This window comes from Burkholderia sp. CCA53 (assembly GCF_001685525.1).
Classification (GTDB): Bacteria; Pseudomonadota; Gammaproteobacteria; order Burkholderiales; family Burkholderiaceae; genus Burkholderia; species Burkholderia multivorans.
This window is the reverse complement of the sequence record NZ_BDDJ01000004.1, coordinates 64,021-89,095: the sequence shown is the minus strand read 5'-3', so window position 1 is coordinate 89,095 and position 25,075 is coordinate 64,021. Positions and strand designations below refer to the sequence as shown.

Sequence of the window (25,075 nt, the reverse complement as noted above, 5' to 3'; positions counted from 1 at the left end):
CGGCCCGTGAGCGACGAGACTTGAGGATGGCCCTGCCCTTCACCGACTAGGGAATGCCCTATGAGCGCAGAGTCAGAAGCACTGATGCAGCAGTTCCGCCACGCGGTCTATGAGCGCTTGGTCAATCCAGGCACGGGTTCGCAACTGTCGCCCGAAGGTGCCATCGAACAGCGTTCGATCGCGTTTCGAGACTGGCGTATCGCTACCCAAAACGCGAATGAGTCAGTAGAACTTGCCCCTGACTTCATTCGGCATTGGGCCGTTGCTGACCTGACGTCTTGGCGCGAAATGCCAGGTGATAGGCACGACATTGCAGCGGACGACATCTTCCAAAATCTTTCCGCAAACGTTTCATATGCGGAAATTCTTCAGACGATCGATGCAGGGATGGTCGATCGTGTCAAGTCCCTCGCGGCGGAGAACGAGCGCAGATCGGCTGAGAAGGAAGCCCGCAAGGCCCGCGAGTTCGAGGACAGCCGTGCGGCGCTTCTTGCGGAGCAGCAGGCAGCCCTGCGCATCGCCGAATCGTTCAATGGCAGTGGGCGTATTCCCGATGAAGAGTGGGTGCGGCTGGGCCGCGCCGTGGATCACGTCTATCTCGGCGGCGATCGCGCCGACCTTGGCGCAGCGCTCGAGCTCGCGAGCGCGATGGCCCGCGTCGATACGTCGCGGCCCTGCCCTTTTCCCGAAGGCCCTGTCCAGCGTGCGTTCGAAAGCGAACGGGTTTATCAGGCATCGAAGGGAGCGGCAAACCACGAGCAGGTAATTGACGACTTGGCGCTCCGAGCAGGCAATGAAGGCGACCCTGCACCGCGCTATGTACTCGAGCGTCGCCAAGCTGTCGAGCACTATGCGTTCGGTCTGGAACTGCGCATCGAGGCGCTTCGTGCAGCCGGAGCTGATGCCGTGGCGCTGCGCGAAACGCAGGAACGGCTCGCGGTCGCGCATGCTCGGGCCAAGGAGCTCGCCGATGACGCTCCTGCATCTACGCCGACGGACACCGAGCGCGTCGAACAGGAAGCGCCTGCGAAAACAGAAGGCGATAGCGAAGCGGCGAAGTCCGTGTCACCGACCGAGCCGTCGGCGCCAGTGCAGAGCGAGGCGACGAAGTCACCCACAGTGGAAGAAGCCGACGGCTTTGCCGGCGGCACTGATGCCGATGCCGACGACAAGCCGTTCGATCCCGAGCTGGCCATCAGCAAGCTGCTGGAGAGCGTCACGTACAAGGCGCAAAAGGACGGCAGCGTTCTCTACATGGTGAGCGAGCGGCCGGCGTTCATCGATCACGGTCAGCAAATCGTGATGGCCGACAAGGCGAACGAGGACGAGGAAGCCATCCTCGCGGCCGTGCTGCTTGCGAAGGAGAAGTACGGCGGTGCGTTTGAACTTACCGGCAGCGAGGCATTCCAGCGCCGCGCGATCAAGATCATGTTGAAGCACAAGGTCGATGTGACGCTCAAAAACCCGCAGCAGGACGCGCTTCGCCGAGAACTGGCGAAGGCCAAGCCGGAGGCGTCAGAAAAACAGGAAGCCGCGAAAACCGCGGCACCTGAGGCGCGTATTGGCAAGCCCGCTGCCGAAGAGCCGTGCGCCGACACAACCGCGGCGGCGAATACGCCCAGCGACACGCCAGTGGAAGCCCCGCAAGGTCGCCTCGCGGCCGATCTCGTGCCAGTCCGGGCACTCGACTGGTGGACGGTCCAACGCCAAGCAATCCATGTGTGGGCGAAAACGGATGAGGAACTGAAGACGGATCTCGATGCTCTCGGTCCGCAACCGTCCCCGGATCTCATGTACTGGTTTGACAAGGCCGGGAAGCCCTGTGAGGCGCCAGCGGATGCCGCCGCTTATCTGGCGAGCATCGATACCGAAGTGCCCGGCTTCACGGCCGGCGACGAATCCGAATTGCGTGCGCGCGTCGCAATGAGCAGTGCTGTATCTCGCGCGGAAGTGGTGTCTGACATCAACCTGAAGGAGCTAACTATGGCTAATCACGAAAGCGGCGATCAGGGCCAAGAGCCGAAACTGATCTTGCGCGGCGTGCGCAAGCTGGACAATGGCGAGTTCGACACGACCGCGCTGCTGTTCAAAGGCAAGGGCGACTACCTGCAAGGGTACATCAAGGTCGGCGACGAAAAGCGCCACGTGATCGCGCACATCAACGAGCGAAAGGCCGACCAGGAGACGGGCGAGATCAAGCCGAACTTCCTGAAGTTGTCGGAAGCGCAGGGCAAAGGCGACGACACGAGCTGGAAGGAGATCGGCTTCGGCAACGCTGTGAACCGCCGCTCGGATGGGAAACCCGTATACTTCGACGAAGTGTTGTTCAGCGTCGGAAGCGAGGTCGTGAAGGCTCGTATCACGAAGAACGTCGACGACGAGCTGCATCGGAAGCTGGGCTTCGTGGAGCCTCGCCAGGCGCGTCCGAAGGACGACGCGAAGAGCGACGCTGCACCGGGAGACGCGAGCCCAAAACCGACGGCGCCGGCGGCCAAGCCAAAGGAGGACGCGGCCGGCGCTCCAAAAGCACGCCGTAGTTCGCGCGCTAAGGCTTGACGCCGTGGCGCCTGTTCATCCAACGAGGGAATCGCCATGAAAATCTTTGTACGCGCGTTATTCGTGCTGTTGCTGTGCTCTGCTGCCAGCGTACAGGCAGCGACCTGCCGAAGCGGCAGCGCTGCCGCCGCGGGCAGTCAGAGCGGTTACGAGCGGGATAAACAGGCTGCGCAGCAGACTGCCCAAAGCGAACGGTCCTCCTCGGACATTCTCGGAAAATGCGTGGGCGGCATCACTTCGGTGCTGACCGCCCCGCAATTCCCGTCCCTCTCTGACATTTTCGACCAGATCAAGAACAAGGTCTGCCAGATCGCCAGCGATCAGGTCAACGGCGTGGTGAACGACGTCAATGGCCAGATCAGCGGCGTTATGAACGGCATCAACGGGCAGATCAACAATGCCGTGAACGGTACGGGCGCCGGCCAGGTCATCGGCAGCGTGCCGCAGCTCAGCGGCCCGTCGTTGCAGCAGACCAGTGCAGGGTCGTCGCAGTCGTCGACCTTCTGGAGCAACATCTGGAAATGACGGTCCGATCGAGATCTTGCCAAAAGGCCACTTCGGTGGCCTTTTCTTTTGGTCGCGCCGGCGCGCGAGCTGTACGTGCGCGGACGAAAAAAAAACCGGCCACAAGGGCCGGCGAGAAAGGCTCTAGCGTTATCCGAGGGCCGTGCTAGAGCCTAAGAGACATCAGGGCTGCGGCGCGCGGCTCGGCGATCGCACTGGCGCGCTTCGTGGTGCGGCCGACGTGAAGAGATCCGCGTAGCAGATCGGGCCTTGCGTCGCGCCGGCCGTGCGGTGCAGGAGTTCGGCCGACTCACGCCCGTACACCTGAACAGGGAACGAAGGAGCGCGGTTCGCGATGAGCCAGAAGCTGCGGGTAATTCCGTTCGTGAAGCCGATGTGAGTGCGGCCGCGTTCATCGTTCCATGCGCCAACGTCGGCGAGCGGAACCGGATTCGCGCTGCCCTGCGCGAATCCGTCGACCGCGTAGGCATACTTGTAGTCGCGGGGCATTTGCGCGCGCACAACGCACTGCTCGTCGCTGCGCAGCCACGCCAGGTAGAAAGCATCAGCGTCGACGTGGACCGCGAACATCTCGTCGCCCACGTGGCCAGCGGACGCAGACATGTAGCGGTCGGGTTGGCCGGGCACGGGAACGCGCCACACTGCGCGATCGCGCGTGATTTCGTGGATGCTGCATGCCCTCGCGCGGGGCGACGTCGCGACTTGCCGCTCGAGGTTACGGAGCTCGCTCGCGCGTGCGATCGAAAGGCGAATGCGCTCGAGCATCAGTCCCCCCTCCGGCTGGGAGCGACCGCCTCGAGGATCTCTCGCGTTTCGCGGGCGAGCATATCGCCGTGGCCGACGATCGCGCGTTGTACGCGCGACGCCGCGTCGACCTTGGCAAGCAGTTCGGCGCGCTCTTTGATCGACAGGCCGTCCATGCCGCGAAGCTGGAACCTGGTCAGCGTGTCGACGCGCGCGATCAACTCGAGCGTGCGGATAGCGGCCTGCAAGACGATCGATGCGTCGCGCGCGTGTCCATTCGAGACCAGACGCTCGTGAACCTGGTCGAGCTCGCCGATGACATCCATTGGCGTGAACGGAGTTGGCATGGCGACGTCCTTACTCGTGATCTTGGAAGCGGTTGCGGTACCACCACGGACGTGCGTAGATGCGTGACCCTCGCAACAGGTGCAGGAATTTCTGCCATAGCACCTTGAACGAGAGGCCGAACTTCGCAAGCACTGCGAAGAAGACGATCACGCCTATCGCAGTCCAGAATGACCACCAGCGCATGTGGAACAGCCACACGAAGATAGGCATATATGCGATGCAGGGAATGCCCAGCAAGGTCGGTGTCTGCGATGCGTGACGCCAGATGGAGATGCTCATGCTGCCTCCTGAGAACGGATGCGGAATGCCTTGTGACCTGCCAGCTCGATGAACTCGCTTTTATCGATGCGGCCAGCCTCGTAGAGCGCCCATGCCTTGTCGTCGAGGGTCGCCTTTTCGGATTCCAGACGTGCGCGGATCATCGGTGCCCACTGATCGTAGGGCTGCGATTGCAACTCGTTCTTGAAGTCGCGATCGAAGATCACGAATTCGCGAACGGCGACCCGCTTACCGTCAGTGGTCTTGAGCAAACGCTGCACGACGATAACGCGAAGGCAACCGAGCAGCCGCGACGCTACGGCCGACTGCTGCTGCGGTGGATAGACCTGGATGGCACGGTTGATTGTCTCGGCGCACGATTCAGTGTGCATCGTGCCGTAGGTCAGGTGGCCAGTGAGGCCGGCCTCGATCGCGGCGTCGATCGTTTCAAGGTCGCGCATTTCGCCGATGCCGATGATGCTTGGCTTACGGCGCATGGCGTTGCGCAGGCCGGTTGCGAAACTCTCGATATCGCGGCCGATCTGTGCTTGGTGCGGCTGCGGGCCCTTCCAGTGTGGTCCGCCGAGCACGAACTCGATCGGGTCTTCGTAGGTGATGACCTTGCGGTCCGGCATGTGGATGCCGGCATAACCGTAGACGGCAGACTGGAGCGTGGTTTTGCCCGAGCCAGTCGGCCCGCAGACGAGCACAAGGCCCATGCCGGGATAGAACGCCTCAAATAGCTCCTGTTCGATGCCCATCTTGGTGATGTCGGGCAAATCGAACGGAATCAGACGCATCGTGACCGCGTAGGCCATGTCGTACCGCGCGACACGCCCCTGAATGAAGTTGCAGCGGAAGCGAAGGAACTTGCCTCGGTCGATGCCGAGCTCTTCGCCGGCGAGCTCGAGCGAGCGGTCGGCGCCGTGACCCGCGCGAACATTGTTCTCGACCTCGGCCTGCCATACGGTACTGATCAGGTTCGACAGGTGGCCTTGCTTGATGGTGTGCGTGCTCGCCTGACGCTGACGGCCGTGGATCTCGACCCACGCATAATCGCCGCCCTGCACGAGGATGTCCGAAGCGCCGTAATCCGCGCAGTATTTCAAGAACTGCTTGAATGTGTGCGCGGTTACATCGCCCCGAAAATCGTAGGGTTCGAACTGAACGAGGTCGCTCATTTACCGTCGTCACCCTGCGGCCGGCCTTCGATCTGCGTCGCGGGCGGCTCGGTAGCCGGTACGGCTGCAGATTGCGGAACGGGAGCGACCTTCGGTGCGGGCTGCTCGCCCTGGTTGACCGTCGGACGCCAGTTGTTCGGGTTCGTTTCGAACGTCGCCCTGCTCGTCACGCGGCGCAAGGTGTCGCCGAGCATGAGCTGCCGACCGTCGCCCGTCACCGTTTGCCGCGATTCTGCAACGCGCGTGGTCGAGATCATGCCTTCCTGCACGAGCGTCGAATATCGCAGCATGCCGGTGTAGTCGCGCGTGAGTCGGTTGAAATTGGCGGCAAGGATGGCATCGGCCTGCTGCTCGCCGGCATCCCATCCCTTCTTGACCGCATCGCGCCAGACGGCCTCTTCCTTGCTGTCTTTCGGCCGAGTTTCGAAAGTCGGCAGGTCGACGCCGCCCTTGATCGGGAGGCCGACAAACAGATAGTCGCGCCAAGTCGGCGGGACGCTCACGAACCGTTCCTCCCTCTCGATCTTGTAGACGCGATTCGCGGTGCGAATCTGGTCGGGGGAGAACGACGAGAGATCGCGCGCTTCGACAATAACCGGCGGGATAGTGCCGTTGCGGTTGATGAGCGGCGAGAATTGGAAAATGGTGTCAAGACGCTCCGCGCGCGCGTTGAGCGCATCGCGCAGCACACGGGCTCGTGCGGCCATGCCGCCCCGGAAACCGACCGTCTTGCCGGCGTCGGTCAGCATCTGCACGCGCAGATCAGAAAGGCCCGTGCTCGCCTGCGAAGGCGGATTGAGCAGCGAATCGAGCGTGACCGGCTGCTCTTCGGGCGCCGGCGTAGTCGCCTTGGCTTCGGGCGAAGGCGCAGCAGGGGCTTGAGCGGTCGGGGTCGGGGCCGATGCAGACGACGCCGCAGCCGGCGACTGTGCCTGCGGAGCCGATGCGGCGGCCGGCGCCGGGGTCTCGGCGGCATGTGCCATGCCGGCCACGAGTAGCGGGATCGCTGCGACGACAAAGCGCTTCATGATTGTCTCCCGTATCAGGACTGCGGCCGGTTGTATTGCAGGACCAGCTTGTCCGGGTACTGCGTGACGTCGGCCCGATAGCCGATCTGAGCGCGAACCATCTGCATGACCGCATCGTAGGACGCATCCTTCACGTCGATGTTGACCGGCAGGGGCATGCGAACGCCCATGAACGAAAAGGCGAGCCCGCGGTCGTGCGCGAGCTTGTTCAGGAGCTGCAGGGCGTCACCCTGCCACGACAGGGTGACGCGGTGTTGGTCGTCCACGATCGACACCGGCACCTTCGTGGTCGCCTGGTTCAGCGCGCCGGCCTGGTACAGATCCGCCTGTGCGGACTGGATCTTCTGCGAGGCGTCGAGAATCTGGCGGTCGATTTCGATCTGAGCGTTGTCGGTCTTCGGTTGGGTCGCGCAGCCAGTGAGCGCGAGGCCGATCAGCAAACCGGCAACGGTGTAACGCGGCATAGCCATAGGTGGCCCTCCTTTAGAAATTTCGTATTAAGGTTACTATACAAAAAGGAAGAGGGCAACGAAAGGGGCTATTTCCGGCGTTGCTGCCGGGTCTTCGCATCCCGGCCGGCGCGCGCAATCTCGGCCGCTCTGGTGCGGCGCAGCGCCTCCTGAGCGGCGTCTTTGAGCCGCACGTCGATTTTGTATTCGAGCATGACGTCGATCGCCCGACGCTTGAATTCCTCGCTGCCGGTCAGCTCGAACGTGCCGCCATACTTTTCGCCGGCCAGTTGCAGGGCAGCGGCGATCGCCGCCGTGTCGGCCTCCCCCTTCGCCAGCACGTCGATGCGCCGGCCCAGGTCGACGAAAGCGTCGCGTCCATCGTCGAGCCGGTACACGACGGTTCCGTCGCGTCGCACGCGGTAATAAACGCCTTCGGCGATGTCGCGGGCAGCCGGATCTGCATCGTCAGGGTGAATGATGCCGTCGGCCCCGTCGTTCGCGAGTGCCCTCTCCAGCTCCTTCGCGAGCCGCTTCTCGCTGTAGGCGAAGCCGCGGAGCTGGCTGATGGCCGCCGTGTCGCCGGCGGCCGCCTGGCGTTCGACCCATTCGCGATAGGACTGTCGCCGGTTCGACTGGTCGTCCCGCAATGCCTGACGCTCTTTGCGAATCTCCCGCTGCAACCTGTCTCGCGCGCGTAGCGTCTCGAATGCAATGACGCTGTAAAGCGCCTGGCGAGCCGCTGGATCGCTGACGGTTTGCCGTACCTCGAGGCGTCGCTGACGCGCGTCGGCGCGGATCGCAGCAAAGCGGGCTCGCACGTCGGCTGGATCGAGGCGTCGATAGACGAAGCCCTTTTTGTATTCCTCGTACCGGGCGCGCAGATCCCGTCGGGCATCTGCACGGGCCTGTCGGCGCTCCTCGCGGACTCTCGGATCGCGCTTCAACGGGCGCTGCTTGTCGTAGGTAAGAATTGCATCTGTCGTTGACGTCGAAGCCTCGAATGGGCCGAGCCGTTTCTCCAGCCGCGACTTGCCCAGCGCTTCGTGCATGTCGCTTGCCTTGATCGGCGTCGTGTCGCTCGAATTGAGGTCGTAGATGGCGAAGCCCTGCCCTTTTTCCCGCAGCTCGAGCCCGAATTTCGCGAGTAGGTTGTGGAGCTGCCGCCAAGTGAGCTTGTCGTTCTTGAGCGCGGCCAGGAGCGCCTTGCGTGGCTCGCCACGTGCGTAGCTGAACAGGCTTTCCTGATCAGCGTGCCGCTCCATGTCGGCCGCTGGCGTCGGCCGCTTGCCCTTCGTATTGGGGTCTTTGCTCGCCCAATCGATTACCGTCTGACTGTTGCGCTCGAACACGGCATATGGGCCTTTGTCGTGTTGCCATCCGTACCGGAGTTCAAGCTCACGCATTGCACGATCGAGCTTGAAATAGTCTCGGTCGGGATAGACGGCCGCAAAGGTGTCGGGATTGACGCGGTTAACGGCGATGTGCAGATGCGCGTTGTTCGTGTCTCGATGTACAGCGAACACATACTGGTGATCGGCCATGCCGACAGCCGATAACGCGTGTTTGCCGCATTCGAAAGCCTGCGCATCGGTCGGCGACTCAGACGATGGCCACGACAAAACGATGTGATACACCGGGTCCTTGACCCTCGGATTTTGCGCCGCCACGGCTTTCATTTCAGCGGCTGCGGTCGCCAGCGACAAGCAGTTGTGCTCGCAGGCAACGCCGTTTGGCGTTATGACTCGCTCGGGCTCTCCGAGGAGTCGGCCGAGGTCGGCGAGAGCATCTGATGCATTTCGTCCATGCCTTCGTTGAGCGGCTTGAGCATTAAACGCAAGGTAGGCTCGACGGGCTCGGGTTCGCTCTTGAAAGTTTCGATCAGCTTGCGGAGCCTGTCGGAGATAGCTCGCTGCTGCTCGTAGATGGTTTCGAGCACGGGCAAGGCTTCGTTGATGTTGATCGCCATCTACGCCTCCTCGTCCGTCAACTGAGTCTTCAGCTCGCTCGTCAGCTCGACCATGTTCTGCCCCATAGGCAGCAACAGCCCTTCGAGCACTTCCAAGACGGACTCGGATGGCATCTGCATCAATAGAATCAGCTCGTCGAGCAGCGCGCAGATGGTCTTCTGCTCCTGCGAGATGTTCTCGAGCACGCTCAAGAATTTGGTGGTGTCTTCTTCGGTCGCTTGGATCGAGCTCGTCATTTAGTTTCTCCTGGTCGTCGTCGCGGTTGGTGATGTACTCCACCAGGTCGCCGAAGTCGGACCTGCCGTCTTCGCGCCGCTCGGGGATTTTCGCCAGCATCGGTCATTCACCAATCCGAGCGATGGCTGCGCGGATTTCAACAAGGACCGCCGCAAACTCTTTGGACAGTACGCCGCCGCCCTCGGTGAACAGATGCTTCTGTAGACCACCGAGGCGACGCAGTTCATTGACGATGTGCGCTTCCATCTTGCTGCGTGTGGGCCGTCCGAGGCCACACGCGCGCAGGTATTCCGGCACGGTGACGCCCGAGTCATTGGCCTTCTCGCGAAGCGTGGCCAACTGCTCGGGTGTCACCCTCACCATTACGTGCTTTGTTTTCTGTCGTTCCTCACTGCTACTCACGCTGAACTCTCATGCCGTTGGGGTCTCGGGGCTTCGCCCTGAGCAGGGACGGTAGGCTGCGCAGAGGGAGTGAAACGACTGGTGCGCTGCCGGTTGCTAGGCCGCCATTTATGGCGGTATAGCAAACCCTACCCTGTCCCCGAACTACCGTCATCGATTCACGAAGTCTACCGGCAAGAATTTGACTCATCAAGCCGAAAGGCTAGAATCTGGTCCTGCGGACCTCTTTTTTTGTAATGTAGGCACGATATGAAATACACTGTTGGCCAGATCAAGCTGATGCTTGATGAGTTGGACAAAGAGTTCCCCGAGATCGACGAGAACGAAAGGGCGGCAGACAGAGCCCAGACGATCAAGCTGATGGCGGGGGTTGTGAACGAATGGCTTGCTCGTGGCTACAGCTATGCGCAGATCGCTGAGAAACTCCGTATGAAGGGCTTTATACGGATTTCGGAGAAGGCCCTTAGGCAGGCTGCTACGCAGCCGAAGCGACGGCGAAAAGCTGTAATGCCGAAGCCTTCTGAGAAGGGAGAAGCGAGGGCGAAAACCAGCATCGATGAAGGCAGCGAATCGGCAGTCAAGGCGGCGAAGCCCCAAACTCCGAAGGCGCAGGTGAAAGTGGAGGCATCGGAGCCTTCTCAGCGAAGCGGTGGCTTTACGCCGCGCGCGGATTCTGACGACATCTGAGAGGTAAGACGGAATGAAACCGATTTATATGGTGGGTGGCAGCAAGGGAGGCGTGGGAAAGTCGGCTGTGTCGATCGGTGTTATCGACACCTTGCAGGCACGTTCTGAGAAGATCCTGCTGATCGAGTCCGATACATCGAATCCCGACGTCTGGAAGATGTACAAGGGCGAGGTGAAAGCGGAGCTGATTAACCTCGATGAGGCGAATGGCTGGATCGATCTGGTGAACGTTTGCCATGAGAATTCGGATGCGGTCGTGGTGGTGAACACGGCAGCGAGGAACAATAAGGGCGTAGCGGCCTATGGCGAGACGCTCAACAGCACACTTGCCGAGCTGGGTCGTAAACTGGTGACACTGTGGGTCATCAATCGCCAGCGAGACAGTTTGGAGTTGCTCAAGGAGTACATGGAATCGCTGCCTGGCTCGGCGATTCATGTCGTGCGCAATACCTACTTCGGCGACGAGCAGAAGTTCGAGCTGTACAACACGTCGAAGACGCGCAAGGCAGTCGAAGATAACGGCGGAAAGTCAGTCAATCTGCCGGATCTCGCGGACCGCGTTAGCGACGATTTGTATAGCAAGCGTCTGTCGATCTCGGCAGCGATGAAAGAGCTTCCGATCGGCAATCGTGCGGAACTGACCCGGTGGCGCAATGAAGTGCGTAAGGCGCTAGGGGAAGTGCTCGATGCTTGACGTTGAAGCGAGCTTCGAGAAGCTGCTCGGCAGGCAGCCCACGGAGCGGGAAGTCCAGAGCCTTTATCGCGTCAAGAATGCGCTCAATATCCGCGACAACGATGCGCTTTGGCTCGTGCTCATGGCACTGGAGTCTTACGACGCGTTGTACCGGAAGTATCCGGCGATGATCTCCGATCACGTCGGCAAGATTCTCGACGAGCAACGGGTTGCAATGGCGGCGATCGCCGACGCAGAGACGAAGAAGGCTCTCGGGACGCTCGCCGACGCTGTGAGCAAGACTAGCGAGCGGGTCGCAGTGCGGCTTGTCGATGCGTCGCGATGGCTTTCGTGGGGATGGGCGTGGTTCGCGTTCGCGGCGTTCGGAACGCTGTGTGTTTTTGTCGGCTTTGTGTTGGGCAGCGGCCGTCTGCCGTATTGGACGGTGCCGACCGCAGGAGACGGCCCGCTGACGATGATCCTTGGTGCGTTGGCACGCACGCCGGCCGGGTGGCTGGCTGCTGCCGGCGGCGCCGCGGCAGCCGTTGGCGCGGCGTGGCGCGCGCGGGACGATTTGAGGGCCGGCAGGCGGTTGGGGCTTCTTGCTGGCTGCATCGGCCTGCTCGCCGCATCAGCGGCCTTCCTGTGGCCTCTCGTAGCGGCCGTGAAGCTATTTTAAGGGCGGGTCAGGGCTTGAGCGGTCGGACGGCGTAATCCTTGACCACGACACCGCGAGCCGAGCCTGCGTTCACCAGTGTGTCGGACACCCATACGGTCTTGTGTTCCAGCCTGCGGATGTGCCCGCGCCTGATGTGCGCTCGCGGGCTCGCGTGCTGCCCTCCCCTCCCTTGCCCGTCGCCGGCCTTCGTCGGCCGGACGGCCAGCACCCGATAGTCAAAAAACGGCACCTTGCCGTTCTGTTGGCGCTTCTTGTTGAGCTTTGCCGGAGCCTCGAGCGTCGGCGTCTCGATGTTCGAGCAGTTGACGACGCATCCGGTCTGGATCAGTGCCAGGATGTCATCGCGAGCGTTGGCCAGTGTCTCCGAATGAGCGACCCTCAGCGAACCGAGCTGGGTCACAAGGAATTCGTATTGCTCAGGCAGGATGACGAAGGCCGAGACCTGAAACTGGCGCATCTTGCGGGCCGATAGCCCCGCCTCCCGAAGCGGTTCGTTCAGCAGGCGTGTACGTTCGTCCGCCTGCTCCGGCACGTAGGCGCTCAGTTCGTTGGAATGCGGCACGAAGGCACCGCCTGGCGCGAGTTGCCACTGGCCGGCCTCGGTCCAGTAGATCGGAATGACGCATACCCCGCCGTCCGGCTCGTCGAGTAAATGCTCGGTACCGGGCAAGAGCCGGGCAACGTCTTCGTCGAGCTCAACGCACAAGGCGATGCGCTTCGGACAGCGCAGATTGCCCTTGTCGCCGCCTTCACCATCAGGCAACACCCACGGCGCCTCGAGCGCAGCGACGGGATGCGGAAGCCGCATGCTGTCGATGTGGACTTGCCGGAGCTCGCTGACGTCGATGAGTTCGGCGCAGTTCGGCAGGAGATACTTCACGCTGAGGCGAAGCAGATGCGTGACGGCCTCAAAGCCTGCGCGCATGCCCGGCATGTCTCGGCGGATCGTGGGAATGAGCTGCTCGAATTGCTCGAGCGCGTGCGTGCTGTAGTTGAGACGCTGAACTTCTTCGGACATGACGGTAAAGGTCAATCGATGAGGAATCGTGTGCGGTCTTTGCCGCGAATCCAAAGAGGCACGTTTCCGCGTCCGCACCACTCTCTGCCTGTGGCCGGATCGCGGTATTTTGCCGGCAGTGCGCTCACCTGGTAGGAACCTCGCCTACCGTTGCGGCCGACGAGATCCTTGTGCTTGATTCCATAGGTGTCCATCAGCTCGTGGATGGTCTCTATGGCGCGGACGCGCTCGCGTGCCCGCGCCTGCTCGATTCGAACGTCAAGCTCGGCAAGCTCGGCTAGAAGCCGCTGGTAAGTGGTAAGACGCGAGCTCGGCATCGTTTCAGTCGGCTGGGGCCGCGAGAGGGGGAACGGAAATATCGCGCAGCGCCATCACCGTCAGAGATTCGTCGGGAGTGGGTTGCAACGCGCTGGTGAACGCAACACCGTGCAGCACCTTTTCTCCGACGACGATGCCGTCGTTCGTGGTCCACGATGTCCATTCGACGCTTGTGCCCTTCTTCCATCCGAAAAGCTGGGCCTTCCGGGCGATGAGGACTCGGCCAGTGCTGTCGGCGACGTCGCTCATTGTGGAGCATCGCACGGCGGTGTTGTCCCGCATGTCGAGCAGAGCGCTTACTGTCTGCAGCGGCATGCATTTGAAAGACGTAGCTCGCAGGATGGCGCCGGCCGGTGCGGTATCTGTCATGGTCCGCACCAGGCGCTCGCGCTGCAAAGACACGTCGTCGCCGGCGATCGGCAACTCAAGAGCGCCGGCGTCACGCAACGCGAGGTCGGACAGCCTGACAAACTCCCATTGGCTGATGCGGCCGCCGTCGCCGCGCATCGCGCTCACGATTGCATCGCGGGTCGATTGATGGAGGTGGGGCCACGCCATTGCCAATGTCGCGTATCCGGTCGCAGTGGTTTCCTTCGACACGTGATAAACCGAGGCGGCCGCGCAGACGAGCGGAATGCCGAGCGGGACCATCAAGTAGTCGATGAAGAAGCGGCGAAACGTGCTCATTGCTTGCTCTCCGGCTTGATGTCATCAAGCATGTGCCCGTAGGGGTTCGTGCTCGAGATATACGTGCGGCCGCCGATCCACGTGAACCCGCAGCGGATGACCCATTGGCCGCTGCGCTTGCCATAAATTTCCATGCTCTCGCCCTTGCATTCGGTGCTGTGAAGTCGATCCAGCTCGGCGTAGTTGGCCGCGCCTATGTCGCGCGCGAGCCATTGCGGATAGCCGCTGCCGTTGACCAGGTAGATGCGTTCCGCGACGAGTAGAAACGTACCGAGCAGAAGCACGGCGCACAACGCGGTGACGATGTTGCCCGCGAGACGGATCGGTGGCTTGCTGGCCCGCGCTGCCTGCCGACTGGCGGCGAAAGCGAAAAGATACAAAGCCATGAGAGCCGTGGACAGGAACGAGCCCCACGATCGGGCCTCGATGGCGGATATGGTGCCGAGACCCAGCAAGCCGCCGATGCTCAACTGAAACATCGGCCGTTTCAGCGTGTTTTCCATCCTTTTCACTCCGTTGTTTGTGGTCATGCCTTCGGTGTCCGCTTCGTCGACGACAGATCCTTGATGATCGCGCGCAGGTCCGTCAGTTGGGCCTTAGCGGCATCGAGCTCGCCCGACGTGCGCGCGAGCTGCTCGCCGGCGGCTCTCGCCTCTTTACGCGCCTGCACGGCTTCCGCCTCGCGCTGCTGCACCTTCTCCAGCGCACGGTGGATCTCGTCGGCGGTCCTTTTGCGGACGTCGCTCAACTGCTCAGTGAGCTTGTCTCGCTCGGCTTCTGCTCGGGTCACTGCTCGTTGCGATTCTGCGAGTTCCTTCGACTGCTCCTTCTCGTGGCCGCGCAGGACGTCGATTTCCCGCTGCATGGCCTCTCGCTCTGCGACATGCCTCGTCTCGGCCGTCGCAGCTTTGCCGCGCTCGTCCGCGAGCTCGCGCCGTGCAGCGTTCAGCTCCTCGCGAAGACCGTCGACTTCCGCGCGCGCGCGTTCGAGGTCTTTCTCAAGGCGGTCGACGAGCGCCGCTTTCTCGCGAGTCTCGGTGGCCGCGACGTGCGCCTCTTGCTGGGCCGCGCGCAGCTGGTCGGCCAGTGCAGCTCGTTCCTCCTCGAGTTGCGCCGCCCTGCCCTGCAGGCGGGTGAAATCCTCCACCGTGCGGTCATGCTCGGCGGCAAGAACCTCGTATGCCTCCGACTGCTCGGTCGACAGGCGCGCCAGGTCGTTTTTTTCCGCCTCGAACGCGGCCCGCGCCGATTCTAAGGCATCGTTGGCCAGCCGCTGCGCGACCTCCCAAATGTGGTTGCCGAACCCCGTCATCGCGTCGTGCAGCTCGGCCGGGAGCGGTTCGCGCACGCTCTGAACGAGCATGCGCTGTTTCTGCCGCCATTCCCTCAATGCCTCGACCACGTAGTTCATGCCCGCGCGGGCACGCTGCCGCACGGCCTCCACGTTGGGAAACTCGCCGTTTTCGACGTAGAGCTCGTCAGCGGCGGCGAAAATGCGCTCTTTCAGTTCCTGGTTCATACGTACCTCGGATGGTCGGCGGCGATTTGGTAGTAATAGTAATACTGGCGCAATTATTATTACTACTCAAGAGGGCAAAAAGGGGATCAGGCAGCGCGCCGTAGCGCGCGCAGCAGGTCGGCGGCCGCCGGCGGCATGACGGCATTACCGAGCAAATGCATGGCGCTGCGCCGGTTCGCTGGGAGTGCGAACGTCGAACGGAAGCCGCACGCGCGCTTCGCCTCCTTCGGGTGAAGCATTCGCATACGGTCGCCGTCGATGATTGCCCAGCGATCTACCGTCGTGATCGTGCCGATCGGCCGGTCGATGGAGCGACCGGTTAAGCCGGAGCCGTTGCCGTAGTACGGCGCCACGAAGCGATCGCCGAACGCGCGACGCCCCGCCGCGATCCTGGCCAACGTGTTCGGGCTGCGTCCGGTTCTATCGACCTTGCTCCAGCCTGGCGCGTCCCAATCGATGACGTTCCGAATGGGCCTGTGGGCGTGCTTGGGAAGGTCAAGAGTGATCGGCGCGGCCGACCGGGTGCAAACGAGGAACAGTCGCTTGCGATGCTGCGGGACGCCATGATCCGCCGCATCGATGATGTACGGCGCGATCGCGTAGCCGAGCAGGCGCATTGCATCACGCCACGCGGGATACAGTGCCCAGCGCTCGAAAGCGGGTACGTTTTCGACGACGATAAAGGGCGAGCGATGATATTCCGCGCAGGCGACGACGGCCCATGCCGTCGACCTGAGCGCGTCGTGATGCGGCTTTTCCTTGCCTCGAGCTGGGCTATGGCCTTGGCAGGCCGGTGCGGCAAGCATCAAGTCGTGTGCCGGCACCGTGCGCCAGTCGGCCTGCTGCAGATCCTGGCAGGCGTGTTCGGTCTCCGGATGGTTCCGCGCATGGTATTCGCACGCAAGCGGCCAATGGTTGCCGGCCCAAACGACGTTGAAACCGGCCATGACAGCCCCCTCCGTGAAACCGCCCGCGCCCGAAAACAGGTCGATCGCTTTCATTGGGCGCCGCCCTCTTCCACGATCGTCAGTGACAACCCCTCGATCAGCAGGGCGTTATCGCGCATGAGCGTGCGCTTTCCGAGGTATTGATGGCGGATGTTCTCCCAGCCTGGGATGTCGGTGCGCTCGGTGGTCCAAACGCCGCGGAAATCGGGGTGAATGCGCTCGTATTCGGCGCGCGAGATCGTAACCATGAAACGCTCCTAGACAGGGTGAAAGATCTCGCTGGGAGTCGGTAGCCGCCAACCCCAGCGAGGCGCGTCAAGCGTCGCCGTCGGCGCCGCAGTGGCAGCAATAGCACCGGCCCTCGCCGAAATAGCTCTCGTCATCGCCCCCATAGGCCGATCCGCTGTAACTCCATTCGTGGCCGCGCTCGGTCGCGCACTCGAACTGCTCTGGCGTGAGCCCTTCGTTGTCGCAGATGTAGCGCTTAATCGTCAGCGCGCGAATCGTCGGATGCTCGCGCCGCAGCTGCTGGTATTGCGCGGCCACTTCTCCGAAAGCGATGGCTTGGGCGAGGGTTCGTACTTGCATCGTGGTTTCTCCTTCCCTGTTGGCTCAACAGCATGGAATCAGTATAGCTTGCTTACGTACATACGTAAATACGTAATTGCGTAAAAAGATGGGGGAAGGTGTTCGGCATGGCAGACGGTCAAGGGGCCGCCCGGAGGCCGCACGCGGAGCGCAGAGCTGGCCGCAGGCCAGGTCGAGCACCGAACGGGTGAGGACGGCAGCGCAGCGGCCCTTGAGGGGCTGACGTGCCGGTGTAGACGCTCCAGTCGAGGGTGTGGGGGTGGTTTCATCTCCCCCGCACCCTTGACGACAGAGGGCGACTCGCTCCTTCCCGCAGGGCGGGAAGGCGGGGGATGGGTGGGTGCGGCCGCCGCCAGCGGCCTATCAGGCGTCTTGGTTCGCCTTAACTTGGCATGCTTCGGCAAGGGCTCGCGCTTCAGTCGCCCACGTCGTTGCGCCCTCCTCCGCGGCCGCGTTGAGCAGGAAATGCGCTGCATCTCGCCAATTTCCGGCCGCAATAGCCTTCCATGCGAGCTGACAGCGCTTCACTTGCGTGTCGGGCGCATCGAGCAGCAGGTCATAAGCCGTTTTCATCATCGTCTCCTGGAGCAGGCTGTGGCTGTTCAGGCGACATAGAGGAAAGACAGCAGCGCGTCGAACCAAGGCGTCCCATCGAGTTTGTCGTCGGTACTGAACTCGATGCCCTTCTCATCGAGCTTGCGTTTGCGCCTCGGCAGCTCGTATTCGCCGAATGCGCGGCCGCTTACCGTGTTGTAGAGCGCCGTCACGTAGACGCCACCGTGCTCAAAACCAAAGCGGATGTGGTCGCTCCCCTCCTCGAGGTACTTGCGAGGCTGGCACGGAAAGCCTTCACGATCGCAAGCGGCAATGAGTTCGTCGCCGGTAATGTGACGCGTGAACTTCCTGCTCTCGGTTTGCATGTCTTGCTCCTAGACGGTATGGAAGAAAGGCCGGGAGACTGGTAGCCGCCAGTGGGAACCCGGCCGGGGGACGCGGCGAGGGTGGAACCTCACTGCATGGGGCTATTATAGCCAGCTTACGTACATACGTAAATACGTAATTGCGTAAATGTGTTTGGCATGGCAGACGGTCAGGGGCCCGCCGAGAAGCCGCACGCGCAGCGCGGCGGCCCTGCCCTGCTCTGCGCGCAGATGCGAAAAAGCCGCCCGCAGGCGGCCTCATTGAAAATTCACGCACATACGTAATTACGTACAGTTCGCCTTATCAGCCTTCCAGCGGAGCGGCGGGCCGTTCTCTGACGGATTGTTCGGACGAACCGTTACGCGACATACGCGGTTGCCCACTTTGACATCCACCTGATAATTGCTGCCCTGCGCAGCCGGCTCACCAACCGTTACCGTTTGCTCTTCCGCCGCCCATCTTGCCGCAGTTTTGATGTCCCACGCATCCGCTCGATTCAGCTCGGCAGCCGAAACAGCCCCGCTCATCGAGATGAGCGACAGCAAGCCCAAAGCGATATTCTTTTTCATCCCGTTCGTCCTTGAATTACGTATGCACATGAGTACGTACATACGTAATTACTTATTTTTCGCCCAATAGAGCTCGAGCGCCTCGTCGATAATGTCGGATTCCGTGACCCGACGGCCTTCCGCTTGCGAGCGATGAAACGCGTCTTCCTTCAGCTTGGCCTCGAAGGTTTTGCGGATACGGATGGTCTTGTTAGTCCGCTCGGCCACGACCGGAACCGAAACCGCGACAGCAGCCGTCGCCGTGGCTTCGACTGCGCCTTCACTACCGCCGCTGCGGAATTCGTCCAGAGACGGCTTTCTCTTCATGCTTTCACCTCTTCGTAGAACGCGGCCATTTCGGCCACGGCTTGGCTGTCCTTGCCAATCTCCTCAACCGTGCTGCCCTCGCTCGTCGCCCGCCGGAATGCCACGCGTTCGCATACACGCGCATTGAGTACGTCGAGTTTGCTCTCCTGCAGGAACTCCAGCATCTCCTTCCCGTCCTTGGTGCGGGGATCGATGCGCGTCAGCAGGATCTTCACACGCAGCTCGGGGTTGTAATCCTTGGCCAGGTCGACGACCTCCAGCAGATCCGTCATCGCAGCAGCGTCGAAACCTGATGCGCCTACCGGAACGATTGCCAGGTCGGCCAGCAGCAGCGCGTTGCGCAGACCCGGCGCGTCACGGCCACCTGCATCCACCACCGTGTGTACGAACCCCTTCGACAGTTGCTTGCCTTCGTCGAAAATCGCCTTGCCACGCAAGCACGTCGTTGTCGGCGACGGTTTACCCTTCACTGCATCGCTATCGCGGCGCCAGGCAGCCCACGTAGCGGCCGTCTCCTGGGGGTCGCCGTCGATCAGAAGAGTAGGCTCCGAGTAGGCGAGATGCGTCGCCAGATGAACGCCAGTCGTCGTCTTGCCAACGCCGCCCTTGGTATTAACAACCGCGTATTTCGTCATGGATTTCTCCTTTCTGTACATACTTGCGTATGTAATTACGTAATTATGCCTCAATGACAGTCCGAAAGCAAGCTGAAGCCATTGATACGAACTTGATCCGGCGGACGCCCGACTTCGGCCGCAATCTCGTGCTTAGCCTGCGCGAGCAACAGCAGCTCGATGGTGTTTTCGTCGGTGCTGTCTCCAACTGCCAGTTTGACGGTATGCGCCTTTTCGTCGAACGATTGGGGGGTGTGATAGAAGACCCGGTATTGGCGTTCCATGATTCCCTCTTGCTCACTACGTAATGCCGTATTTACATACGTAAGTACGGCATTACCGCTTAGTTCGTTGGCGAGATCTCGCGAACAGGAAGACGACTCAGCAGCTCTCTGGCGTGCTGAACCTCCATCCAGTGCCCCGCTGTCGGCATCGAGCGCTCGAAGACGGTTAGAACCATCTTGAGCGCTTGGGCCAACTGGTGCGCGAAGTCAGCAGTCGCGGCCATCTTCTTGAGCTCCTCGACGGCCATCGATCGCCCCTCGGCCGTCCCGTCGGCGTAGCCCGCGAGCAGGACGGGCAACAGACTGGCCCACGACATTTTCAGGTCAACGGTCAGCATCGCTTTCTCCCCGTGCTTGCAGCTCGGCGATCCGCTTCTTGAGTCGACGGATGTCGGCGTTGTTGTTGCGCAGCGCAGATTGCGGGAAGCCGACGCGCCCAGCGAAGTCTTGGGTCTTCAGCTCCGCGATGTGCTCCTCGGAGAAGCCCAAGGCTCTCAGGGCGTTGTCGTCGTTCTTGCGCAGGGCGGTGTTCGCGGCCCGCATCATCTTCTGAGACGCCTTGAGCCGCTCGATCTCGGCCTCCAGCTTCTCGATTGCGTCCGGGTCGGACGATCGAATCGGTTGCTTCATGTCATGCTCCTAGACGGATGGTGAACGACGAAGCTCCGGTAGCCGCCGAAACTTCGCCGGTGCCGCACTTCGACGGCACGGACACATTATAGCGTACATACATACATACGTAAATACGTAACACCGTCAACGGGAGCCTAGCCCGTGGTTTTTCCCTCCGCAGGAGCACTCGCAGCGCATGATTTTCCCGGTGGCATTGAGACAGCGAGCGTCGCATTCGTGCCGGCTCGGATTTGCCTTGTACTCGATCACGCGTTCGACGGGCAGCACCTGGTCACGGGCATCGATCGGCGACCCGACCAGCATCTGATAGCCGTCGTAGCGGCGACCGACAGCCCTTGGAAACCGCCTCGCAAACTCGCCGTTCGGCATGCCGGTGATGGCCGTGAGCTGACGATCACCGTGGAAATATTTCATGTGTGCCATCTGCGTCTCCGGTGCAGGAAGAGGGTATAGGCATATTGCCATACTTACGTACATACGTAAATACGTAATTGCGTAAAAAGATGGGGGAAGGTGTTCGGCATGGCAGACGGTCAAGGGGCCGCCCGGAGGCCGCACGCGGAGCGCAGAGCTGGCCGCAGGCCAGGTCGAGCACCGAACGGGTGAGGACGGCAGCGCAGCGGCCCTTGAGGGGCTGACGTGCCGGGGTAGTGTTCTGATTAGTGTGCAAAAGCCCGGAGCGGCTTGTAGAGAGGGGTGGTCATGGTAAGAGGTTGATTGTGAATATCGACCTTGACCTTTGAAGAGGACAAACCATGACCACGAGCAAGAGTAATACGGTGTCGTTGTCGGCGAAAGAGTGGGTGTTGGGCGACCGTGACTTGATGAAGTCGCTGATGAAGGAAGCGCTGCAGGAAATGCTCGAAGCGGAGATGACGGAGTTTCTTGGCGCGGCGCCGAGCGAGCGTAGCCAGACGCGCAGCGGTTACCGGGCGGGCTACTACCACCGGGGGCTGGTGACCCGGATCGGCAAGCTAGAGTTGCGGGTTCCGCGCGAGCGCAGCGGCGAATTCTCGACGGCGCTCTTTGAGCGCTACGCGCGCAGCGAGAAAGCGCTGGTGGCGGCGTTGGCCGAGATGTACGTGCAGGGCGTGTCGACCCGCAAGGTCAAGGCGATTACTGAAGAGCTGTGCGGGCACAGCTTCTCCGCCTCGGCCATCTCGGCAATCAACAAGAGCCTGGACGAGGCACTCGAGCGCTTTGCCAGCCGGCAACTGGAAGAGGCGTATCCGTACGTCATTCTCGATGCGCGCTACGAGAAGGTGCGTGAGGATGGGGTGATCCGCTCAATGGCGGTGCAGATCGCCATCGGCATCAACTGGGAGGGTCAGCGTCAAGTGCTGGCGGTCGAGACGGCCAACCGGGAGAGTCAAAGCAGCTGGAAGGACTTCCTGCTGCGGCTCAAGGCGCGTGGGCTCACTGGCGTGGAGTTCGTGGTTTCAGACGACCACGCGGGCCTGAAGAAGGCGATCAGCGAGGTGTTGTGCGAAGCGGCCTGGCAGCGCTGCTATGTGCATTTCCTGCGCAACGCGCTCGACTACCTGCCCAGGAAGGCCGACGACGATTGCCTACAGGAGTTGCGCTGGATCTACGACCGGCGCGACTTGCAGGAAGCCAGTCGTGACCTGGCGGCATGGATCACCAAGTGGCAGGGCAAGTACCCGAAACTCGTCGACTGGGTCGAGAGCAACATCGGCGAGACCTTGAGCTTCTACCGGCTGCCCCGAGCGCACCACAAGCACTTGAAGAGCACCAACATGCTCGAGCGCCTCAACGAGGAGATCAAGCGGCGCACGCGCGTGGTAAGGATCTTTCCGAACACTGAGTCGTGCCTGCGACTGATTCGGGCGCTGTGCGTCGAAACCCACGAGACGTGGCTCGAAGACAACCGTTACCTGAACATGGCCCTGCTGGCCGAGCAAAAGAAGGAGCAGTTGAGACTGGCCGCCTGATGGCTGCCGCCGTGGTCGGCGCTCCGGGCTACGCCCCGCGCGCCGACCACGGCAACCCGGAATCAACCGAATACCTGATCAACCCTTTTGCACAACTTGACGCACACAAACCGTATGTACTTACGTATGTAAGTAGTTGGGCCGAAACGTCGGCGATATACGACACACGAAAAGGGGGCAGGGAGCTGCGATAAAGCCCGGAAAAGCCGCCGAATTGTTGAGAGAGGCGACCAATCAACGGCCACGAACGGGCCGCTCAGGGAGGATTACAGCGCGTCGGTGCAACAATCCCGGCGCGCATCAGCGGCATGCGTCGGCGAAGTACGAGTGCGCTAGTCGTCGAGCTGCAGCGTACCCTGTCGTTCGAGCTGCTCGAACCAGGTGAAGCCGTCGATGCGCTGCAATTCCTTGGTCAACGCCTTGCTGTCGCGGGTATAAAACACGATCTTATGGGGCTTTTTGCTGCTATCCAGCGCCACGCGGTAGTCTGGCAATGCGTCCCGTCTGATAATGTCCCGCACGTCCGATCGGAAGTGCCGCAGCGTTTGAATCGAGCCGCTCTTCTGGCGCATGATCTCGATGTCACATTTCCAGATCGCTTTGTCGCCGGCGTGCTTACGGGCGAGCTCGTACAAGCGGCGCTCGAGCGATTGCGTCAGCAAGAAATAGCGCCGATCGATCGTCAACACCTCGTAGTGCAGGAAAGCCTTGTACAGCCATTCCGCGACGATGACGACAACCTCGAGGACGCCTTTTCCGTTCTTGGTTCGCCGCGTGACGGTGTAGTCTTCAATCCACCCGAAGCCCCTCGTTTCTTCCTCTCCACCCGTGGCAATGTTCGTCTCGATCGTCGTGCCTTTCAGCCGGCGTAGCATGTCGAGCATGTTGTCGTAAGCCTTGCCGCCCGGATCTCGCTCGGTGCCCGTCAGAAACGCGTAGGTATCGATCTTCACGGTTCGGGAAATAGGCAATCCCGCCTGCCGCGCTTCGATGATCTGCGATCCGACGTAGAGCAGAAGATCCTTGTCGAAGACAGTGGCTGCACCTAACACGGATGGAATGACCTTCACCCGCTTGTGAGTCGACGGGCTGACGTACTCCCGAACCTTCGTGTCAGGTCGCTTCGAGAGAGAAAACAGCGGGAACTCCATGCTGGCCAGGTCGTCCTTGACCGGCCATTCAAGCATGTTCGCCGCGAACAGCTCCGTCTGCGTGTACGGTTTGTATTGCCCCTTGGGTACGGGTGTTGCTGCCATTGATCCGGCCTCCGGTCCTTCTGTCTCAACAAATCTTACAAAGCGTGTACGGTCGTCCACGCATGCGCTTAATCACTAGGCGAAAGAGCGGTGCGCACTCATGATCGGCCTCCAGAATGGTCTGAAGCGTTCGAATGCGCGTGCCGTCTTTCTGGCCCCACGAGCGAAGAGCGACAGGAGAGCCAAAGAGATCGCGGAACAGCCGCAGTTCATAGAACCGGGTCGTCGACTCCCAGCGGGCCACGTGGCCTTGCTTGAGGTCAATGGGCGGAACAGCTATCATGTGACTATCCAGACTTCGCTCCTAGACGGGCCTTGGCTCTGGTAGAAGCCCGGTTTGGTAGCCGCCAGCCGGGCTTCGCTCATTTCGCTTTAATTAATTTGCCATATTTTCGCGGATTATCCTAATTACCGCGCTCAGACGGCAACTTCCTCTTCTTCCAGCTCGTTTTCGTCGTCGTGGTCAACGTCTTCTTCGGCGCCCACATCGTCGGATTCATCAGCCTGCCAAGCGGCATCGGAAGCCTGCGTATCGTAGACCTTCACTGCACCGTCGAGCACACATAGCTGTCCGCGCACGCGCACGACCAGCCCGCGCCGGTCGCCTCGCTCCAGACTGCCGTTATCCCACGCCCGGCACTGGCTGCGATAGCTGAACGTCGGACCTTTCCAATCAGCGAATGCGGTGAATGACCAGCCTTCGCATTCTCGATAAGGGCCACGGCTGAAACCGCCGTCGTTGATATATTCGCGTCCGTTCACTACGAAGGTAGGCACGCTGGCGATGCCGTCGTTGGAGTTCGCGAGTTTGTCGGCGCAGTAGGCGCGCCCCCACGTTGCATAGGGAGCCTCGATCGCCTGAATCCCGTCGCGGTAGCTCTCCAAGAAAAACGTGTCGCGCCACGGCTGAAAATCGATGGCACGATTCGTCTCGGACCATCGCCATGCGATCAGCGTGCCGACATCGCGCACGTACATCGCAGCCGTCGTCACGCATCCATCGTCGTCCCGAACCTTGTACTCGATCCCGTCGAAGGCAGCGCCGACCATCGCGCGGCAGTGCGCGACGAAACCGTCGAACTCGTCGTCCGTCGGATTGCACGTCACGCGCCAGAGATGGCGCGGCTCGTTGTCGTCGCCGCAGCGTTCCACCATCTTCTCGAGCTCGTCGCCGGCGAGAGCGAGCCCACGCACGAACAGCGGGCGCGCTGGACCAGCGATGCGCGTCACTGCCGTAGCGCCGCTTGCAAACATGGCGCGATACTGCTCGACCGTGTACTCGGGATCAAGCCACGTTCCGGGCTCGTGCAGCGCGAACGCTTTTGCAGCGTCGCCAAAGTCGAAGCCGAATTGCTCACTCATCGCTTAGCTCCTAGACGGTATGGAAGAAAGGCCGGGAGACTGGTAGCCGCCAGTGGTTTCCGGCCGGGGATGCGGCGAGGGTGGAACCTCACTGCATGGAGCTATTATAGCTTGCTTACGTACATACGTAAATACGTAATTGCGTAAAAAGATGGGGGAAGGTGTTCGGCATGGCAGACGGTCAAGGGGCCGCCCGGAGGCCGCACGCGGAGCGCAGAGCTGGCCGCAGGCCAGGTCGAGCACCGAACGGGTGAGGACGGCAGCGCAGCGGCCCTTGAGGGGCTGACGTGCCGGTGTAGACGCTCCAGTCGAGGGTGTGGGGGTGGTTTCATCTCCCCCGCACCCTTGACGACAGAGGGCGACT

At 61.5% G+C, this 25,075-nt stretch carries 35 protein-coding genes; 6 read left to right on the top strand and 29 right to left on the bottom strand.

Features of this window, described 5'->3' with window-relative positions:
* The first annotated feature begins 84 nt into the window (after positions 1–84).
* Both BCR55_RS29710 and BCR55_RS29705 read left to right on the top strand, forming a co-directional pair.
* Positions 85–2,556, top strand: coding sequence for an LPD7 domain-containing protein (locus tag BCR55_RS29710; protein ID WP_254661883.1), 2,472 nt, complete (start codon positions 85–87; stop codon positions 2,554–2,556).
* Between the two features lie 36 nt (positions 2,557–2,592).
* Entirely contained in the window at positions 2,593–3,081 is a 489-nt protein-coding gene (locus tag BCR55_RS29705; RefSeq protein WP_065497354.1) for a hypothetical protein, read from the top strand.
* 162 nt (positions 3,082–3,243) lie between these two features.
* On the opposite strand, the gene BCR55_RS29700 is transcribed toward BCR55_RS29705, so the two are convergent.
* The 10 genes from BCR55_RS29700 to mobA form a co-directional block, all read right to left on the bottom strand.
* On the bottom strand, positions 3,244–3,846 hold the full coding sequence (locus BCR55_RS29700; RefSeq protein ID WP_065497351.1) for a hypothetical protein: 603 nt from the start codon (positions 3,844–3,846) through the stop codon (positions 3,244–3,246).
* Entirely contained in the window at positions 3,846–4,172 is a 327-nt protein-coding gene (locus tag BCR55_RS29695; RefSeq protein ID WP_083211924.1) for a hypothetical protein, read from the bottom strand. Before BCR55_RS29695 ends, BCR55_RS29700 begins: the two co-directional genes overlap by 1 nt.
* Before the next feature lie 10 nt (positions 4,173–4,182).
* Positions 4,183–4,452, bottom strand: a complete 270-nt coding sequence (gene icmT / locus BCR55_RS29690) for an IcmT/TraK family protein (RefSeq protein ID WP_065497347.1) — start codon at positions 4,450–4,452, stop codon at positions 4,183–4,185.
* Positions 4,449–5,612 carry a plasmid transfer ATPase TraJ gene (gene traJ, locus BCR55_RS29685; RefSeq protein WP_011875757.1) on the bottom strand — a complete coding sequence of 388 codons (1,164 nt, stop codon included), beginning with the start codon at positions 5,610–5,612 and terminating at the stop codon, positions 4,449–4,451. Before traJ ends, icmT begins: the two co-directional genes overlap by 4 nt.
* Entirely contained in the window at positions 5,609–6,640 is a 1,032-nt protein-coding gene (locus BCR55_RS29680; RefSeq protein WP_065497345.1) for a type IV secretory system conjugative DNA transfer family protein, read from the bottom strand. The genes traJ and BCR55_RS29680 overlap by 4 nt, the downstream gene beginning before the upstream one ends.
* Positions 6,641–6,654: 14 nt before the next feature.
* Positions 6,655–7,110, bottom strand: coding sequence for a DotD/TraH family lipoprotein (locus BCR55_RS29675; protein ID WP_065497343.1), 456 nt, complete (start codon positions 7,108–7,110; stop codon positions 6,655–6,657).
* A 68-nt stretch (positions 7,111–7,178) separates the two neighbouring features.
* Complete coding sequence (gene traI / locus BCR55_RS29670; protein WP_302622106.1) at positions 7,179–8,831, bottom strand: TraI/MobA(P) family conjugative relaxase; 1,653 nt, start codon at positions 8,829–8,831, stop codon at positions 7,179–7,181.
* Positions 8,828–9,058, bottom strand: a complete 231-nt coding sequence (locus tag BCR55_RS33730; protein ID WP_065497340.1) for a hypothetical protein — start codon at positions 9,056–9,058, stop codon at positions 8,828–8,830. Before BCR55_RS33730 ends, traI begins: the two co-directional genes overlap by 4 nt.
* A complete protein-coding gene (locus BCR55_RS33725) occupies positions 9,059–9,295 on the bottom strand; it encodes a hypothetical protein (RefSeq protein WP_043293131.1) in 237 nt (78 codons plus the stop codon).
* A 103-nt stretch (positions 9,296–9,398) separates the two neighbouring features.
* On the bottom strand, positions 9,399–9,698 hold the full coding sequence (gene mobA / locus BCR55_RS29655; RefSeq protein WP_175403864.1) for a plasmid mobilization protein MobA: 300 nt from the start codon (positions 9,696–9,698) through the stop codon (positions 9,399–9,401).
* Between the two features lie 249 nt (positions 9,699–9,947).
* Here mobA and BCR55_RS29650 point away from each other — a divergent pair, with 249 nt between their 5' ends.
* From BCR55_RS29650 to BCR55_RS29640, 3 genes are read left to right on the top strand one after another with little or no spacing between them, the layout of a single operon-like run.
* A complete protein-coding gene (locus BCR55_RS29650) occupies positions 9,948–10,385 on the top strand; it encodes a hypothetical protein (RefSeq protein ID WP_065497335.1) in 438 nt (145 codons plus the stop codon).
* A gap of 13 nt (positions 10,386–10,398) precedes the next feature.
* Positions 10,399–11,079 (top strand): protein mobD, encoded by a 681-nt coding sequence (locus tag BCR55_RS29645; RefSeq protein WP_065497333.1) that lies wholly within the window; start codon positions 10,399–10,401, stop codon positions 11,077–11,079.
* A complete protein-coding gene (locus BCR55_RS29640; protein ID WP_065497331.1) occupies positions 11,072–11,737 on the top strand; it encodes a hypothetical protein in 666 nt (221 codons plus the stop codon). Before BCR55_RS29645 ends, BCR55_RS29640 begins: the two co-directional genes overlap by 8 nt.
* Positions 11,738–11,744: 7 nt before the next feature.
* Here the strand turns inward: BCR55_RS29640 and BCR55_RS29635 are convergent, their stop codons facing one another.
* The 17 genes from BCR55_RS29635 to BCR55_RS29570 form a co-directional block, all read right to left on the bottom strand.
* Positions 11,745–12,755, bottom strand: a complete 1,011-nt coding sequence (locus BCR55_RS29635; RefSeq protein ID WP_065497396.1) for a hypothetical protein — start codon at positions 12,753–12,755, stop codon at positions 11,745–11,747.
* Positions 12,756–12,766: 11 nt separating this feature from the next.
* Positions 12,767–13,072, bottom strand: coding sequence for an H-NS family nucleoid-associated regulatory protein (locus tag BCR55_RS32060; protein ID WP_083211923.1), 306 nt, complete (start codon positions 13,070–13,072; stop codon positions 12,767–12,769).
* Positions 13,073–13,076: 4 nt separating this feature from the next.
* Entirely contained in the window at positions 13,077–13,760 is a 684-nt protein-coding gene (locus BCR55_RS29630; protein ID WP_065497329.1) for a hypothetical protein, read from the bottom strand.
* On the bottom strand, positions 13,757–14,263 hold the full coding sequence (locus tag BCR55_RS29625) for a hypothetical protein (RefSeq protein WP_065497394.1): 507 nt from the start codon (positions 14,261–14,263) through the stop codon (positions 13,757–13,759). Before BCR55_RS29625 ends, BCR55_RS29630 begins: the two co-directional genes overlap by 4 nt.
* 23 nt (positions 14,264–14,286) lie before the next feature.
* A complete protein-coding gene (locus BCR55_RS29620; RefSeq protein WP_065497327.1) occupies positions 14,287–15,279 on the bottom strand; it encodes a DNA-binding protein in 993 nt (330 codons plus the stop codon).
* A gap of 86 nt (positions 15,280–15,365) precedes the next feature.
* Complete coding sequence (locus BCR55_RS29615; protein WP_065497325.1) at positions 15,366–16,280, bottom strand: DNA cytosine methyltransferase; 915 nt, start codon at positions 16,278–16,280, stop codon at positions 15,366–15,368.
* The gene (locus tag BCR55_RS29610) at positions 16,277–16,474 is read right to left on the bottom strand and encodes a hypothetical protein (RefSeq protein WP_065497323.1); all 198 of its coding nucleotides are present in this window, start codon (positions 16,472–16,474) and stop codon (positions 16,277–16,279) included. The genes BCR55_RS29615 and BCR55_RS29610 overlap by 4 nt, the downstream gene beginning before the upstream one ends.
* A 67-nt stretch (positions 16,475–16,541) precedes the next feature.
* Positions 16,542–16,814 (bottom strand): hypothetical protein, encoded by a 273-nt coding sequence (locus tag BCR55_RS29605; RefSeq protein WP_217491750.1) that lies wholly within the window; start codon positions 16,812–16,814, stop codon positions 16,542–16,544.
* A gap of 363 nt (positions 16,815–17,177) precedes the next feature.
* Positions 17,178–17,387 (bottom strand): hypothetical protein, encoded by a 210-nt coding sequence (locus BCR55_RS32055; protein WP_083211926.1) that lies wholly within the window; start codon positions 17,385–17,387, stop codon positions 17,178–17,180.
* A gap of 29 nt (positions 17,388–17,416) precedes the next feature.
* A complete protein-coding gene (locus BCR55_RS29600) occupies positions 17,417–17,734 on the bottom strand; it encodes a hypothetical protein (RefSeq protein WP_065497321.1) in 318 nt (105 codons plus the stop codon).
* Between the two features lie 285 nt (positions 17,735–18,019).
* The gene (locus BCR55_RS32905; RefSeq protein WP_139094104.1) at positions 18,020–18,304 is read right to left on the bottom strand and encodes a hypothetical protein; all 285 of its coding nucleotides are present in this window, start codon (positions 18,302–18,304) and stop codon (positions 18,020–18,022) included.
* A 48-nt stretch (positions 18,305–18,352) separates the two neighbouring features.
* A complete protein-coding gene (locus tag BCR55_RS29595) occupies positions 18,353–18,610 on the bottom strand; it encodes a hypothetical protein (RefSeq protein WP_065497319.1) in 258 nt (85 codons plus the stop codon).
* The gene (locus tag BCR55_RS29590; RefSeq protein ID WP_011875718.1) at positions 18,607–19,245 is read right to left on the bottom strand and encodes a ParA family protein; all 639 of its coding nucleotides are present in this window, start codon (positions 19,243–19,245) and stop codon (positions 18,607–18,609) included. Before BCR55_RS29590 ends, BCR55_RS29595 begins: the two co-directional genes overlap by 4 nt.
* Before the next feature lie 50 nt (positions 19,246–19,295).
* Positions 19,296–19,508, bottom strand: a complete 213-nt coding sequence (locus BCR55_RS32050; protein ID WP_083211922.1) for a hypothetical protein — start codon at positions 19,506–19,508, stop codon at positions 19,296–19,298.
* 59 nt (positions 19,509–19,567) lie between these two features.
* Positions 19,568–19,846, bottom strand: coding sequence for a hypothetical protein (locus BCR55_RS29580; protein WP_065497310.1), 279 nt, complete (start codon positions 19,844–19,846; stop codon positions 19,568–19,570).
* Positions 19,833–20,138, bottom strand: coding sequence for a hypothetical protein (locus tag BCR55_RS29575; protein ID WP_065497307.1), 306 nt, complete (start codon positions 20,136–20,138; stop codon positions 19,833–19,835). The genes BCR55_RS29580 and BCR55_RS29575 overlap by 14 nt, the downstream gene beginning before the upstream one ends.
* Before the next feature lie 126 nt (positions 20,139–20,264).
* Positions 20,265–20,564, bottom strand: coding sequence for a hypothetical protein (locus tag BCR55_RS29570; protein ID WP_065497303.1), 300 nt, complete (start codon positions 20,562–20,564; stop codon positions 20,265–20,267).
* A gap of 332 nt (positions 20,565–20,896) precedes the next feature.
* Between BCR55_RS29570 and BCR55_RS29565 the strand changes: the two genes are divergently transcribed.
* Entirely contained in the window at positions 20,897–22,093 is a 1,197-nt protein-coding gene (locus BCR55_RS29565) for an IS256 family transposase (protein WP_065494173.1), read from the top strand.
* A 332-nt stretch (positions 22,094–22,425) separates the two neighbouring features.
* Here the strand turns inward: BCR55_RS29565 and BCR55_RS29560 are convergent, their stop codons facing one another.
* Together BCR55_RS29560 and BCR55_RS29555 are read right to left on the bottom strand one after the other, a co-directional pair.
* Positions 22,426–23,349 carry a replication initiator protein A gene (locus tag BCR55_RS29560; protein WP_011875715.1) on the bottom strand — a complete coding sequence of 308 codons (924 nt, stop codon included), beginning with the start codon at positions 23,347–23,349 and terminating at the stop codon, positions 22,426–22,428.
* 417 nt (positions 23,350–23,766) lie between these two features.
* Positions 23,767–24,711 carry a hypothetical protein gene (locus BCR55_RS29555; protein ID WP_065497301.1) on the bottom strand — a complete coding sequence of 315 codons (945 nt, stop codon included), beginning with the start codon at positions 24,709–24,711 and terminating at the stop codon, positions 23,767–23,769.
* Positions 24,712–25,075 lie beyond the last annotated feature (364 nt).